The sequence below is a fragment of the Leifsonia sp. Ger2509 genome, assembly GCF_055231915.1.
Genome location: NZ_JBUYVB010000003.1, coordinates 1,526,611 through 1,541,002, shown reverse-complemented (window position 1 = coordinate 1,541,002; position 14,392 = coordinate 1,526,611). Strand labels below are relative to the sequence as shown.

The following is a 14,392-nucleotide window of genomic DNA, read 5'->3' as shown; positions in this document are numbered from 1 at the left end:
GACAACGATGGCAGATGCAACCTCGACGACATCAGCGGCACCGGCTGAGGACGCAGGGCAGTGGTCGGCGGTCGCCGACATCCTGGTCGTCTTCGGGATCACCGGTGACCTCGCCCGCGTGATGACGTTCCGCTCCCTGTACCGGCTGGAGCTCCGGGGACTGCTCGACTGTCCGATCGTCGGCGTGGCCGTCGACGATTGGACGCTCGAACAACTCGTGAAGCGCGCACGCGATTCGATCGTGGCCACGGGGGAGGTGCTCGACGAGGCCGTATTCCAGCGCTTCGCCGGTCGGCTCGCTTACGTTCAGGGCGACTTCGACGACCCGGCCACCTACCAGCGCGTCGGGGAGGCGATCAGCGGAACCCAGCATCCGGTGTTCTACCTCGAGATCCCTCCGTTCCTGTTCGCCCGGGTCGCCCAGGGACTGGCTGAGGCCGGTCTCACGTCGGCGGCCCGCGTCGTCGTCGAGAAGCCGTTCGGTCACGATCTCGAATCCGCCAAGGCGCTGGCGGTCGAACTTCACAAGTACCTCGACGAACGGCAGCTGTACCGGATCGACCACTACCTCGGGAAGATGGGCTACGAGGAGATCCTCTACCTCCGCTTCGCCAACACCGTCCTGGAGCCGCTGTGGAACCGCAGCTACGTGGAGTGCGTGGAGATCACGATGGCCGAGGACTTCGGCGTGGAGGACCGCGGACACTTCTACGACCCGGTCGGCGCCCTGCGCGACGTGGTGGTCAACCACCTCATGCAGGTGGTCGCCGCAGCGGCGATGGAGCCGCCATCGGGAACAGGACCGGAGGCACTGCGTGACGCTGCGGTCACGCTCTTCCGTGCCGTGAAGGCCGCCGATCCGGCTCGTTACGTTCGCGGACAGTACGAGGGTTACCAGAACATCACAGGGGTCGCCGAAGGTTCGACGACAGAGACCTATGCGGCGTTGCGGCTCGAGATCGACAACTGGCGGTGGGAAGGCGTGCCGTTCTACATCCGCACCGGCAAGAAGCTCCCGGTCACACAGACGGAACTGCGCATCGTCTTCCGCGAGCCGCCGCCGGTGCACCTGGGCCTGGGCAGCGGCGAAGACCGCCGGCCCGCGCGTGACGAGTTCGTCGTCAAGCTGGATCCCTCCACCGGTGCCCGCCTCATCGTCGACGCCCACCGGGCCGACGGGCAAGGACCGCGGGCGATCACCCTCGACGCGGAGTTCGTCGAAGAAGGGGGCGAGGGCGCCACACCGTACGAGGTGCTGTTGCATGCGGCGATCGTCGGCGACTCGGGCCGTTTCAAGCGGCAGGACGTGGTGGAGGAGAACTGGCGCATCATGCAGCCACTGATCGACGACCCACCGCCCGTGCATCCGTACGCCCCCGGGACCTGGGGTCCCGCCATCGCGTCGACACTCGTCGCGGACCATGGCGGGTGGCAGGGCCCTTGGATCGTGGAGCCCGAAGGTGATGCGAAGTGAGCCTCACGACATCGCCGTTCCCGCCCATCGCCGACTACGCGTTCCTGTCGAACTGCCACACGGGGGCGCTCATCGCTCCGGACGGCTCGGTCGACTGGCTCTGCGTGCCCGCGTTCGACTCGCCGAGCTCGTTCGGCAACCTACTCGACCGGGAGGCCGGCTCCTTCCGGTTCGGACCGTTCGGCATCAACTCGCCCACAGCGCGGTCGTACGTGCCGGGAACCAATGTGCTGACGACGACCTGGCACACGCCCAGCGGCTGGCTGCTCGTGCACGATGCCCTCACCATGGGACCGCGAACGGGGCCGGACCACGTCACACCTCACACCCGTCCGCCGGCAGATGACGACGCCGACCATGTGCTCGTGCGACTGGTGGAGTGCCTCGAAGGCTCGGTCGAAGTCGAGCTGATCTGCGAGCCCGCCTTCGACTACGGGCGCGACCCCGCGGCATGGCGGATCGTGGACGCGGACGGGCACATCGCCGAGGCCACCGGCGCGGGGCAGACCTTCCGGCTCGTCACCGACATGTCGATCGGGCTGGAGGGCAGTTCGGCGCGGGCGCGGCACATGCTGAAGGCGGGGGAGAAGGCGTACTGCGCGCTGTCCTGGGCCGAAGAGTTCGCGGCGCCGGCGGATGTGGACGATGCCACGGAACGGATCGACCGCACGGTGAGCTTCTGGCGGCGGTGGCTGGCGCGGGCGCGCATCCCCGACCATCCGCTGCGTCACCCGCTGGAGCGGGCGGCCCTCACGATCAAGGGCCTCACGTACATGCCGACCGGTGCGACCGTGGCAGCACTCACCACGTCGCTCCCGGAGACACCGGGAGGCGAGCGGAACTGGGACTACCGCTACACGTGGATGCGCGACACGACCTTCACCCTGCAGGCGCTTCATTTCCTGAACCTGGACTGGGAGGCCGACGAGTTCATGCAGTTCGTGGCCGATCTCGAACCGGTCGAAGACGGCGGCCTGCAGATCATGTACGGCATCGACGGCCGACGCGACCTCACCGAGTCCACGCGTGACGAGCTCTCCGGCTACGAAGGGGCGCGCCCCGTCCGGCTCGGCAACGGCGCGTTCGACCAGCGCCAGAACGACGTCTACGGTGCGGTCCTCGACTCCCTTCTGCTGCACACGAGGCGCAACCAGCACCTGCCCAGGCGTCTGTGGCCGCTGGTGAAGTCGCAGGCCGAGCAGGCTCTCGCGACCTGGCGCGAACCCGATCAGGGCATCTGGGAAGCCCGTGGAGCACCGCAGCACTACGTCTCCTCGAAGATCATGGGCTGGGTGGCACTGGACCGAGCGGCGAAGATCGCCGGGATCCGGGAGGACCTCGAGCTCGAGAAGACCTGGAGCGAGGCCGCGGAGGAGATCCGGGCCGACATCCTTGCGCACGGAGTGACTGACGCCGGGGTGCTCCGCCAGCACTACGACACGGACGCTCTCGACGCCTCGACCCTGCTCGCCGCGATCTTCGGGTTCCTGCCCGGCACCGACGAGCGGATGAAGGCGACGGTCGACGCGATCTCGAACGACCTCACCGAGCACGGCTTCGTGCTGCGCTATGTCACCGGCGAGACCGACGACGGGATGACGGGCAAGGAAGGCACCTTCCTGATCTGCTCGTTCTGGCTGGTGTCGGCGCTCGCCGTCGTCGGCGAGAGGGACCAGGCCACGGACCTGCTGGAGCGGCTGCTGCGGATCGCGTCGCCGCTCGGCCTGTACGCGGAGGAGTTCGAGGTCGATCGCGCCCGGCATCTGGGGAACTTCCCGCAGGCGTTCTCGCACCTGGCACTCATCGAAGCGGCGGCCCGGGTCATCCTCGCCGACCGGCTCGAAGAGCTGTCTCTCTGAATCGCAACACCGAACCCTGTGAGGGGGAGAACTCATGGCCGACGATTACGACGTCATCATCGTGGGATCCGGAGCGGGCGGCGGCACGCTGGCGCACCGGCTCGCGCCCTCGGGCAAGCGCATCCTGATCCTCGAACGCGGCGACTGGCTGCCCCGGGAGATCCAGAACTGGGATGCCACGGCTGTCTTCGTCGACAACCGCTACGTCTCGAAGGACACGTGGTACGACAGGGACGGGAAGCCCTTCCAGCCCCAGGTCCACTATTTCGTCGGAGGAGCGACCAAGTTCTACGGGGCCGCCCTCTACCGGCTGCGTGAGGCGGATTTCGGCGAGCTGAAGCATCACGGCGGGATCTCGCCCGCGTGGCCGATCAGCTACACCGACCTCGCGCCCTACTACGCGCAGGCCGAGGACCTGTATCAGGTGCACGGTCTGCGCGGTGAAGACCCGACGGATCCGCCGGGTGAGCCGTATCCGTTCGCGCCGGTGTCGCACGAGCCGCGCATCCAGGAGCTCTTCGACGACCTGGGGCGGGTGGGATTGCATCCGTTCCACACCCCGAACGGGATCATGCTCGATGAGGCGAACCCGGCATTCAGTGCGTGCATCCGCTGCGCCACCTGCGACGGCTTCGCCTGCCTGGTGCACGCGAAATCCGACGCCGACGTGATCGCCGTCCGTCCGGCCGTCACGCATGACAACGTCACGCTCGTTCGCAACGCGCACGTCCTGAGACTCGAGACCGATCCGTCAGGGCGCGCCGTCACGTCTGTGGTCGCCGACATCGACGGCGCGGAGCAGACCTTCACCGGCTCGATCGTCGTCGTCTCGGCCGGTGCGGCGAACTCCGCGAAGCTCCTCCTGGCGAGTGCCGACGACAAGCACCCCAACGGGCTGGCCAATGGCTCCGACCAGGTCGGGCGCAACTACATGTTCCACAACAGCCGGGCCTTCCTCGCCATCTCGATGGAGAAGAACGACACCCGCTTCCAGAAGACGCTCGGCATCAACGACTGGTACCTCGGCGACGACGACTTCGAGTACCCCATGGGCAACGTGCAGATGGTCGGCAAGTCCTCGCCCCCGATGTATCGAGGGGAGCAGGCCATCGCGAAGCTCGCACCCGAATTCACTCTCGACGAGATGGCCGAGCACGCGGTCGACTTCTGGCTCTCCGCAGAGGATCTGCCCGATCCCGGGAACCGGGTCACGCTCGCGAAGGACGGGAATGTCTCGCTCGATTACACGCAGAACAACCGGGAGCCGCTCGAGCAGCTCTACAGGCGGGTGAAGGGTCACCTCAATCACCTGGGCCTGCATCCCCACCATCTGATCCCTCGCGACGTCTACATGAAGAACGACATCCCGGTCGCCGGATGCGCCCACCAGGCGGGTACCGTGCGCTTCGGCAGCGACCCCGCAGCGTCAGTGTTGGACCCCGATTGCAAGGCACACGAACTGGACAACCTGTACGTCGTCGACACCAGCTTCTTCCCCAGCATCGGCGCGGTGAATCCGGCCCTCACGGCCATGGCCAACGCGTTGCGGGTGGGCGACCACCTGCTCGCGCGGCTCGGCTGACGGACCTGAATCATCCTTTTCATGGACCAGTCGAGTTCCTTCGTGAATTCTGGGGCCGAGGCTATGCGACCGAAGCGTCGAGGGCAGTCGTGGACTGGGCGCGCGCATCCGGTCATCGGTGGTTGTGGGCCACAGTGCGCGACTGGAACACGGCGTCGTTGAGGGTGCTCGCCAAACTCGGCTTCGACAACACTGGCGAGGTCGAAGCAGACCCCGTGCACGGCGACTCTCTGCTGCTGACGAAACGGCTCTGAATGGCCCTGCAGAAGATCGACGCGGACCTCGCCGAACATCCTCTGCAGGAGTGGGGACGCGGGCTGGGCGGGAGTCCTGATCCGTTCCGCTACGCCTGGTCGGGCCGGGCGTGTGTCGCCTGGGCCGCGCGACGGCGCGAGTTGAGGCGCTGTGCCGTCAGCGTGAGTACGCCGCCGAGGGTGATCGCGGCGAGGTTGACGACCAGCTGGATGAGCGCCCCTCCGGCTTGCACGGGCACCCAGTATGCGAGCGCGACGGCCGCGTTCGCTGCGGCGGGCACCGTCGTCACGGAGATCAGCACTCCGACGAGCGCCCCCGACTTCGCGGTCGACAGGGAGAGCAGTCCGGCGATCCCGGCGAGGAAACCGACGACCCAGCTCAACGCGTTCGGCTTCCAGATGAAATCCGTCAAGGGCCGCGAGTTCTCGAGGTCTGCGGACGACATCAGGCCCAGAGCGGTCAGCAGCAAGGTGAACAGGATGGTCACCGCGATCGCCACCAGGAAGCCCACCACCAGTGCTGTCACCGATTGCGCGATCATCCGTCGCTTGCCTCGTACGATGCCCACGGACAGGGCGGCGAGGGGCCCGAAGTCGGGTCCGACGACCATCGCGCCGACGATCAGGATGGGTTCGTCGAACACCACGCCGATCGCGGCGATCATGGTCGCGACCGCCATGAACGTCAGGAAGGTGGGGGACAGACTGGTCTCGTCGTGCGTGCGCTGCTCGATCTCCTGCCAGACGACCGCATCGGCCGCGTGGCCGGGAGCCGCCCTGCTGGCAGCCCGCGCCGCATCCGAGATCTCGATTCCGATGTCGTCCACCGAGATCGACCCGGAATGATGCACGCCCAGACGCTGGAACTCGTCCAGCAGCGGGCTGAGACCCTCCCGGGCGACATCGCACAGCACCAGGTCGCCGGGTGGCCGCGAAGCGGCGTGCGGGATGCGCACGAGATTCGTCGTCGCGGGGCTGCCCTGAATGGCGGTCAGCACCGGGTCGACGAGGTCGTCGGGAGCGATGATGCGCAGATGGAGCACAGGGCCAGTGTGGACGAAAAGAGGGTATGACCCGCGCCCTCGGCCGCGTGTCGGGGCAGACGCCGGAATTGGGAATCGGCGCGGTTAGAGTGGGCTAGCCCTTCACGGCTCCCACGGTCATTCCGGCGATCACTTGTTTCTGGAAGATCGCATAGATGACGAGTTGCGGTATCAGCACAAGGGTCGCCGCGGCCATCATCCCGCCGTAGTCGATGCTGTATTGGCCCTGGAACTGCGACACAGCGAGTGAGACGGTGACCATGTCGGGGTTGTTGATGAGGATCGACGCGAACGGGAACTCGTTGAATACGTAGACCACGTTGAAGATCAGCACGGTGGCGATGACGGGGCGCATAACGGGCAGTACCACGCTCCAGACGAGCCGCGAAAGCCCAGCGCCGTCGATGATCGCGGCCTCTTCGATCTCGCTCGGCAGGTCGCGCAGGAACCCGGTCAGCAGCAAGGTGTTGAAGGGGATCGAGACACCTACATACGGGATGATCAGAGCCGCATACGAGCCGAAGACGCCGATCGCCAGGTCCAGCCGATAGACCGGGAATAGCAGGATGTAGACCGGCACCGCGAGGCCGGCGAGCAGGTAGAACCGCAGCGCTGACTGCACCCGCCTGCGCCGGAAGATCATGCGGGTCAGCGCGAACGACACCATGAACGAGATGGCGGTGCCGATCGTCACCGAGACGACGGCGAGAAAGATGGTGTTGCCGTACATCTGGGCGAGCGGAAGGGAGGTCAGCGCGTGCACGTAGTTCGTCAGGCTGAGCGAACTCAGATCGAGTGGGTTGGACAGGATCTTCGAGCTCGACTGGAAGGAGAGCAGCACGATCCAGAGAATGGGCAGCAGGACGAGAAAAGTGATGAGGTACGCGGCGACGGCCGCGATGATGCCTCCTTTGCGGCGGCGACGCTCCCGTGCGGCGGTCGGAACCGTCGTGGGCGACGCGGATGTGGCGGTCTGCGTTGCGGTGCTCATTCGGATTTCCTGCCTCTCAGGACCAGCAGGTAGGCGAGAGACACGACCGCGCCGAGAACCGTGATGATCACAGCCAATGCCATCCCGGATCCGTATTGCTGGTTGGTGAAGGTGATGAAGTACATGTAGCTGACGAGGGTCTCCGAGCGGTGCACGGGACCTCCATTCGTGAGCACGTACACGAGTTCGAAGATCTTGAAGACGTTGGTGATGAGGAGCACGGACGCGATCGCGAAGCTCTCTTTCATGAGAGGCACGGTCACGTACAGCAATTGCTTCCAGCCGCTCGCGCCGTCGAGCGAACTCGCCTCGATCACGTCGCCGGGCAGCTGCTGCAACCCTGCGTAGAAGATCGTCATTGCGAAGCCGACGCTGCTCCAGATGAAGACGAGGGCCACGGAATACGGGGTCAATACGTTTCCGCCGATCCATTCCGGTTGCGGAAGGCCGAGCCAGCCGAGGAAGTGGTTCAGCATGCCGATCTTCGGATCGAGGATGAAGACCCAGATGAGTCCGATCAGGATCGGCGCGATGATCGCCGGCGCGAAGACCAGCGCCCGGAGCGCGCCGCCGCCGGGGAATCGTCGGCGAAGGAGAAGCGCGAGGCCGAACGAGCCCGGGACCAGCACGACGATACTGACGACGAGGATGATCACGGTGTTCTTCAGGGACGACCAGAAGAACGGGTCGTTCCACAGAGCGATGTAGTTCTTGAAACCGACGAAAGCGGGATCGCCGAACCCGGCGAAGTCGGTGAGGCTGTAGCCGGCCGAATAGATCACTGGGTAGACGATCAGTGCGGTGAAGACGATGATCGCGGGTGCGACCATGAGTGCGATTCGCCAGCGCGTGCTGAGCCAGACCACGTGATCCTCCGTTTGTTGCTGTGTTCATGAAATGATCCGCCGGGCGGTGCTGCCCACCCGGCGGATCATGGCTGTTGCGCCTACTTGCCCGCTGTGATCGCGGTCTGCACCAGGTCGACCGCCTGCTTCGAGGTCAGCTGCCCCTCGATCACGCCGTAGATGCTGTCATACATGGCGCTCGCAACTGCGGTGGACACGACTAGGTCCGGCTGGGTCTGCGGGCTGGTGAGCCCCGGAGCGGTGGACGCTTCGAGTGCACCCTTCAGGACGCTCTGCTTCGTCGCGTCGAGCTTGGGCGTGTAGTTCGTCACTGGCGGCTGGCCGTTGTCGACGAGCAGCTGCTGCGCCGTGTCGCTGTAGTAGAAGGCGATGAACTTCTTCACGGCCGCGCTCTTCGCGTCATTCTTCTGCACGTCCGCACTGACGGCGAACGGGGCGGAGGCGACGTTCATGACGATGTCCTGCTTACCCACTCCGTCAGAGAAGGTGGGGCCGTTCCAGAAACCGGCGTCTGGCGCTACGGACGAATCCTGGATCGCGCTGGAGGCCCAGATGCCCGCATCCAGCATCGCCGCCTTGCCGCTGGTGAACTCGTTGACCGCCTGCTGGTAGGTCTGCGTGGTCACGTTCGAGGGGAAGGCGCCCGCCTTGCGGAGCTTGGCGATGCTGTCGTAGAAGTGGATGAAGTCCGGGTTGTCGTAGCTGGACTGGCCCGCGAGGATCGACTTGTACTTGCTCTCCCAGCCGTAGCGGTCGAGGTCGACGAGGAAAGACCAGACCGAGAACGACGACTGGTTGGCTCCGTCGGAGAGGGTCGTGATGCCCTTGCTGTGGAGGGTCTTGGCGACGTTGAGGAAGTCGTCGAACGTCTTCGGAACGGTCAGCCCGTTGTCGCTCAGGATCTTCGTGTTGTACCAGATGCCCGTCAGGAGGCCTTGATACGGGACGCCGTACGTGACCTTGCCGGTCGAGAAGTTGTCCAGAGTGCTCGAAGCGATCTTGTCGGTGAGGCCGAGGCTCTTCAGCACCGGCGCGAGATCCATGAGATCGCCCGCCTTGTTCATCTGCTCTGCGGTGGACTTGTAGACCCAGAAGATGTCGGGGAGCGTGTGGCTCTGGGCGGCGACCGAGATGGCCTGGAGGTGCTGGGCAACGGGTTGACCGGTGACGGTGACCGAGATGTCCGGGTACTTCTTCTCGAACGCCTGGACGATGGCCCAGGTCGCAGGGTCAGAAGTCTTCACGTCCGGGTTCTGCATCGACAGGCTGATCTTCGTGGGACCGCTGGAGGATCCCGCCGAGCATCCTGCGATGGTCAATGCGATTGCAGTCGCGACAGCAACTGCAGCTGCGAGTCTCTTCGGATGGTGCGTGCTGTGCATTTCATCTCCATTGATGTGGGCGGTCTACAGAGCCGCCGGAGCCGAGTTTCATCGAAACGTTTGCGCGTCTCATTTCGTAAAGCTAGACGTGCACGTGTCGGGTTGTCAAGCTGGTCGATGAATCCCGTGGCTGTGATTGCGGGTGCTAGATGGTCTCATTCGGACGCGCATCGAATCGGTAGCCACGCGTGCTCTCGCGATATTCGATCGACTGCTCGAGGTGGACGGTCCTGGGCATCGACGTTGAGCCGGCCAGGCGATCCTTCAGAAGATCGACCGCTGCGATGCCCACCTCCAACGCGGGCTGTCGCACCGTCGTGATGCTCGGCTCGAACAGATCCGAATGACTGAATCCGTCGAAGGTGGCGAACGCGAAATCGCGGGGAATGCGCTTGTTCGCGGCCTTCAGCTGTTCGAGCGTGGCGACTGCAAGAACAGTGCTGCACGCAATGAAGGCGGTCGGGCAGCGCGGGTCGTCGATCTCCGTGGCGATTTCGGCAGCGAGCGAGTTCTCCGGGCCGTCCGAGGCGATGATGACCTGATCGGAGGGATCCAGTCCGGCCTCGATGACCCCGATCGTGAACCCGTCCGCGCGCTCGCGAAGGGTCGAAACACGGCGGTCTCCCGCGACCAGGACCATCCGCCGATGGCCGGCATCGGCGAGGTGCGAGACCAGTGAACGCATAGGCTGTCGGTTCTCCGTGCCGACCTGGTCGAAGGGTGAGCTGGGCGACATGCGGTCGAGAAGGACCACGGCCGCGCTCTCCTTCTTCAGGTCGTCGATGATGCTTTCTGATGAGTTGGCGGACCGGGCGAGAATGAGCCCGTCGACCCGTCGTTCGAGGAGTACCTTCACGGCCTTCGCCTCGCGCTCAGCGCTTTCGGCCGAGTTCGATAAGAGAAGTGTGAGTCCGAGCTTCGCCGCCGCTTGCTCCACCCCGTGGACCATTTCGGCGAATGCCGGCTCGCCCGCGTCGGGGATCACGAGCCCGATGCTGTCGGTTCGCGATCGCCGCATCGCGCGGGCCAGCGCATCCTGACGATACGAGGTCTTCTCGATCGCGTCCATCACCCGCCGCCGGGTAGCCGGCTCGACATGCCGGGTTTCGTTCAGCACGTGCGAGACGGTGGATGTCGACACCCCGGCAAGTGCCGCTACTTCGACGATCGTTGCCATGTCTACCCCTGTTCGTCGCCCTGATGGTGGACGTTTGGAATGTACTGCCTCAAGTCGAGCGCAGTAACCAGTTGCCACCATCCACTATGCCAGCTAGCATCGGTTGCGCAAACGTTTCGACGATTTACACACTCAAGGAAGAGCCCCGATGAACAACCCCTACCTGCCGAGCGGACTGCTCGGCAACTTGACCGTGAGTCGCGACACCCGTACCGCTCGGGCGTCGAGTTTCGACCAGACGGGCCGCAACCGGGACAACTGGATCGTGATGCCGGGCGAGGAGCGCGTACTCGCCGACATCGAGGGTCCGGGCTTCATCACGCACATCTGGATGACGCAGTCGTCTCGCATCCAGCCCGGCCCTGGCCAGATCGACCCGGCGGTCGTCGGGGTGCCGATGCTTGAGATCCACAACGCGCTCGGGGTGAGCTGGGAGGTGCACGACCCGGACTACTACCGCAAGATCGTGCTCAAGATGTACTGGGACGATCAGGAGACCCCGAGTGTCATCGCACCCCTCGGAGATTTCTTCGGCCTGATGAACTCGCTCTCGGGATCGTACGACTCGCTTCCGCTCTCGGTCTCGGCGAAAGAACCGGAGCTCAACACGTTCGGCGGGAGCGCCGCCTTCAACAGCTACTTCCGGATGCCGTTCAACTCGCGGGCGCGGATCGTCGTCGAGAACCAGAACGACATCCCTTACCTGCAGTACTTCTACATCGACTACGAACTCGTCCGCGAGCCGCTGCCCGAGGACACGGTGTACTTCCACGCCCACTGGCGCCGGGCGCTGCCCAACCAGGGCTGGGGTCCCGACCTGCAGGCGAACAGCATCGAGACGACCATCCCGAACCTGACCGGTGACGACAACTACGTCGTTCTCGAGACTGAGGGACGCGGACACTACGTCGGCTGCAACCTGGCGGTGCGCCACTTCCAGGGCTCGTGGTGGGGTGAAGGCGACGACATGATCTTCATCGACGACGACACGTGGCCGCCGAGCCTCCACGGAACGGGCATGGAGGACTACTTCGGGCACGCGTGGGGCATGCAGGACAACGCGTACCTGTTCAACGGCACGATGGTGCACGAGGCCAACGTGCCGGGTTTCCACCACAGCTACCGCTTCCACATGGCGGATCCGATCCGTTTCTCCAAGCGCATCAAGGTCACCTTCGAGCATGGCCACGGCAACCATCTCTCCGACGACTGGTCCTCGACCGCGTACTGGTACCAGACGCTGCCGTCGCCCGAACTCACGATCCTGCCAGTGGAGCAGCGCCTTCCGCTGCGCCCGATCGACCGCATAGTCGAGGCGCCCTTGCCCGAGCTGAGCGACGAGCAGACCGAGGCCCGCGCTCGCGCGGCCGAGCGTATGGCGCGCTTCGTCGCCGCGCGTGATGAAATGCGCGCGCAGCGTCAGGAAGAGGTCGACAGATGGGAGGCGGGCAACGTGACTCAGGCTCGCGACGTCCGCGCCCGCTTCGACGCCGGAGTCGCAGAATGACGCGCCCGGAGTTCCACTTCACTGCACCGACCGGCTGGATCAACGACCCCCACGGCATCACCTACCGTGACGGCCGCTACCACCTCTTCTACCAGTACGTGCCGGAGAGTCTCGTCTGGGCGCCGAATTGCCACTGGGGTCACGCAACGGGGCCGGACCTGTTCGACTGGACGGTCCAGCCGGTGGCGATCCCCCCCGGCGATGGTGACGACGGCATCTGGACGGGGTCGCTGGTCACCGACGATGCCGGAGAGTCGACCATTTTCTACACCTCGGTCGTACAGCCCGGGATCGGCATCGGTAGGGTGCGTCGCGCGCGTCCGGCTGATCCCGACTGGCTCAGCTGGGTCAAGGACGGCGTGATTGGGACCGCGCCTACCGGACTCGACATCATCGCCTACCGCGACCCCTTCGTCTTCAGGGACGGGGAGGGTTGGCGCATGCTCGTCGGCGCCGGCCTGGCAGACGGGACCGCAACCGCGCTCTCCTACTCGTCCGGCGACCTCGAGGAGTGGTCGTACGACGGAATCGCGGTGCAACGGTCCACTAACGAGACGCAGCCGGTGTGGACGGGGGCGCTCTGGGAGTGCCCGCAGCTGTTCGCACTCGACGGCCGGCACGTGATGGTCACCTCAGTCTGGGACGACGACGTGCTCCACTACGTCATCTACGCCGTAGGCGACTATGTAGACGGCATCTTCACACCGACGTCGTGGGGTCGTCTGAGCTACGGACCCAGCTACTACGCGCCCTCGTTCTTTCGCGATGCCGAAGGGAAACCCTCCCTCACGTTCTGGCTGCGCCATGTCGAAGACCGGGACGCTGGCTGGGCAAGTGCCCACAGCATCCCGCACACGCTGTCGCTCGTTGGCGAGACGCTCGTAGCCGCGCCCCACGCCGGTCTTGAGAAGTACCGGCGCGAGGTGACGACATCGCAGATCGTCGGGCTCGCGGCCGACTGCGTTTGGCAGCCGGCACCCGGCGGACACTTCAGTGTCGCTTCTGGTTCGACGGTGCTCGCGAGCCTGGTATTCGACGGCGAGGGGCTGCGGATTCAGCAGGGCAGCGAATCCTGGCCGATGCCGTTCTCAGACGGACCGGTGCGGATCATCGTCGACGGCCCGACCGTGGAGGTCTCGACCGATGGTGGAGTCTTCGCAGTGCCGGTCGCGCCGGCGGCCGACTCGCTCGAGATCGCCGCATCCGAGCCCGTGAAGATCTGGCAGCTGGCGCGATGAGCACGGCGACGGTCATCGGCGAGTCCCTGGTCGACCGCATTGTGGGCGCCGAGGGCGCCGTTCGTGAGGTCGCCGGGGGAAGCCCGATGAACGTCGCGGTAGGTCTCGCGCGTCTCGGCGTCGGCACGACGCTGTTCACGCAGTTCGGGACGGATCGGCTCGGCCAGATGATCGAACGTCACCTGGCCGAGTCCGGTGTACGCGTCGCGCCCGGCTCGGTATCAGGAACCGCTACCTCCAGCGCCACAGCGAACATCGACGAGGATGGCGCGGCGCGCTACCTCTTCGACATCCGGTGGGAGCCGGAGCTCGGCGGGCTGGTGGGCGCTGACGTAATCCACACCGGATCGATCGGCGCGCTCCTGGAGCCGGGGGCGGATCGCGTGCTGGAGGCGCTCGCGACGGCCGATGCGTCGACCCTGGTCTCGTTCGATCCGAATATCCGTCCCGCCGTGCTCGGTGACCACCCGACCGTCGTGGATCACGTCGAACGCCTGGCCGCGCTGTCCGATGTCGTGAAGATGAGCGACGAGGATGCGGGATGGCTGTATCCCGAACTCGGTCACGCTCAGATCGCCGACGCCTACGTCGAGCGTGGCCGTGTCTCTGTTCGTGATCACGCGCGGGCCGCGTCCATGCTTGGTGCGCACGCCCAAGCACTCGTTCGTAATGACACCGCGCTCCGTCCGTGTCGTCGACACGATCGGGGCGGGGGACGCCTTCATGTCAGGCCTGCTCTTCGCCTGCCTGGACGGCGACCACCTCGGCGCCGTGGTGGGCCGGGGTCTGACGTTGGATGCGGTCCGGTCGATCATCGGGACGGCACTCGAATCGTCGGCGGTCACTGTCGGAAGGCTCGGTGCGTCGCCGCCGGATCGGCATGCACTCGCCGGAGCCGTCCGCTAGACCTCACCCACACCGTTTCGATGGTGAAACCGTGATGATGATGAAGAAAAGTCCCTTGTTTGCCGCGCTCGTTCTGATCGCGACCGTATCCTCTGTGCCGGTCTCAATCGGGA

Annotated in this window: 12 protein-coding genes; 7 read left to right on the top strand and 5 right to left on the bottom strand. The window is 65.4% G+C overall.

Going from position 1 to position 14,392, the window contains the following annotated elements; genetic code table 11:
- Nucleotides 1–7: 7 nt before the first annotated feature.
- Genes ACV7NN_RS07585 through ACV7NN_RS07570 form a run of 4 tightly spaced genes read left to right on the top strand, consistent with a single transcriptional unit; the run spans nucleotide 8 to nucleotide 5,169 of the window.
- Nucleotides 8–1,474, top strand: a complete 1,467-nt coding sequence (locus ACV7NN_RS07585) for a glucose-6-phosphate dehydrogenase (RefSeq protein WP_463348963.1) — start codon at nucleotides 8–10, stop codon at nucleotides 1,472–1,474.
- Entirely contained in the window at nucleotides 1,471–3,333 is a 1,863-nt protein-coding gene (locus ACV7NN_RS07580) for a glycoside hydrolase family 15 protein (RefSeq protein WP_463348962.1), read from the top strand. Before ACV7NN_RS07585 ends, ACV7NN_RS07580 begins: the two co-directional genes overlap by 4 nt.
- A gap of 34 nt (nucleotides 3,334–3,367) precedes the next feature.
- Entirely contained in the window at nucleotides 3,368–4,915 is a 1,548-nt protein-coding gene (locus ACV7NN_RS07575; protein ID WP_463348961.1) for a GMC family oxidoreductase, read from the top strand.
- Nucleotides 4,912–5,169 carry a GNAT family N-acetyltransferase gene (locus ACV7NN_RS07570; protein WP_463351256.1) on the top strand — a complete coding sequence of 86 codons (258 nt, stop codon included), beginning with the start codon at nucleotides 4,912–4,914 and terminating at the stop codon, nucleotides 5,167–5,169. The genes ACV7NN_RS07575 and ACV7NN_RS07570 overlap by 4 nt, the downstream gene beginning before the upstream one ends.
- An 89-nt stretch (nucleotides 5,170–5,258) precedes the next feature.
- Here ACV7NN_RS07570 and ACV7NN_RS07565 read toward each other — a convergent pair whose 3' ends face one another.
- From ACV7NN_RS07565 to ACV7NN_RS07545, 5 genes are all read right to left on the bottom strand, one after another.
- Nucleotides 5,259–6,212, bottom strand: coding sequence for a DUF389 domain-containing protein (locus ACV7NN_RS07565; RefSeq protein ID WP_463348960.1), 954 nt, complete (start codon nucleotides 6,210–6,212; stop codon nucleotides 5,259–5,261).
- Between the two features lie 94 nt (nucleotides 6,213–6,306).
- The gene (locus tag ACV7NN_RS07560; protein ID WP_463348959.1) at nucleotides 6,307–7,203 is read right to left on the bottom strand and encodes a carbohydrate ABC transporter permease; all 897 of its coding nucleotides are present in this window, start codon (nucleotides 7,201–7,203) and stop codon (nucleotides 6,307–6,309) included.
- Entirely contained in the window at nucleotides 7,200–8,069 is an 870-nt protein-coding gene (locus ACV7NN_RS07555; RefSeq protein WP_463348958.1) for a carbohydrate ABC transporter permease, read from the bottom strand. Before ACV7NN_RS07555 ends, ACV7NN_RS07560 begins: the two co-directional genes overlap by 4 nt.
- Before the next feature lie 80 nt (nucleotides 8,070–8,149).
- The gene (locus ACV7NN_RS07550) at nucleotides 8,150–9,451 is read right to left on the bottom strand and encodes an ABC transporter substrate-binding protein (RefSeq protein WP_463348957.1); all 1,302 of its coding nucleotides are present in this window, start codon (nucleotides 9,449–9,451) and stop codon (nucleotides 8,150–8,152) included.
- A gap of 145 nt (nucleotides 9,452–9,596) precedes the next feature.
- Complete coding sequence (locus ACV7NN_RS07545; protein WP_463348956.1) at nucleotides 9,597–10,628, bottom strand: LacI family DNA-binding transcriptional regulator; 1,032 nt, start codon at nucleotides 10,626–10,628, stop codon at nucleotides 9,597–9,599.
- 148 nt (nucleotides 10,629–10,776) lie between these two features.
- On the opposite strand from ACV7NN_RS07545, the gene ACV7NN_RS07540 reads away from it, so the two are divergent.
- The 3 genes from ACV7NN_RS07540 to ACV7NN_RS07530 are packed head-to-tail and all read left to right on the top strand — an operon-like array spanning nucleotide 10,777 to nucleotide 14,314.
- A complete protein-coding gene (locus ACV7NN_RS07540; protein ID WP_463348955.1) occupies nucleotides 10,777–12,135 on the top strand; it encodes a glycoside hydrolase family 172 protein in 1,359 nt (452 codons plus the stop codon).
- On the top strand, nucleotides 12,132–13,373 hold the full coding sequence (locus ACV7NN_RS07535) for a glycoside hydrolase family 32 protein (RefSeq protein ID WP_463348954.1): 1,242 nt from the start codon (nucleotides 12,132–12,134) through the stop codon (nucleotides 13,371–13,373). Before ACV7NN_RS07540 ends, ACV7NN_RS07535 begins: the two co-directional genes overlap by 4 nt.
- Nucleotides 13,370–14,314, top strand: a complete 945-nt coding sequence (locus tag ACV7NN_RS07530) for a PfkB family carbohydrate kinase (protein ID WP_463348953.1) — start codon at nucleotides 13,370–13,372, stop codon at nucleotides 14,312–14,314. Before ACV7NN_RS07535 ends, ACV7NN_RS07530 begins: the two co-directional genes overlap by 4 nt.
- Nucleotides 14,315–14,392: the final 78 nt, after the last annotated feature.

Bases quoted from the DNA above. Each gene is read 5' to 3' on its own strand.
- ACV7NN_RS07545 (WP_463348956.1), bottom strand. From the start codon at position 10,628: ATGGCAACGATCGTCGAAGTAGCGGCACTTGCCGGGGTGTCGACATCC.
- ACV7NN_RS07540 (WP_463348955.1), top strand. From the start codon at position 10,777: ATGAACAACCCCTACCTGCCGAGCGGACTGCTCGGCAACTTGACCGTG.
- ACV7NN_RS07575 (WP_463348961.1), top strand. From the start codon at position 3,368: ATGGCCGACGATTACGACGTCATCATCGTGGGATCCGGAGCGGGCGGC.
- ACV7NN_RS07560 (WP_463348959.1), bottom strand. From the start codon at position 7,203: ATGAGCACCGCAACGCAGACCGCCACATCCGCGTCGCCCACGACGGTT.
- ACV7NN_RS07535 (WP_463348954.1), top strand. From the start codon at position 12,132: ATGACGCGCCCGGAGTTCCACTTCACTGCACCGACCGGCTGGATCAAC.
- ACV7NN_RS07530 (WP_463348953.1), top strand. From the start codon at position 13,370: ATGAGCACGGCGACGGTCATCGGCGAGTCCCTGGTCGACCGCATTGTG.
- ACV7NN_RS07585 (WP_463348963.1), top strand. From the start codon at position 8: ATGGCAGATGCAACCTCGACGACATCAGCGGCACCGGCTGAGGACGCA.
- ACV7NN_RS07550 (WP_463348957.1), bottom strand. From the start codon at position 9,451: ATGCACAGCACGCACCATCCGAAGAGACTCGCAGCTGCAGTTGCTGTC.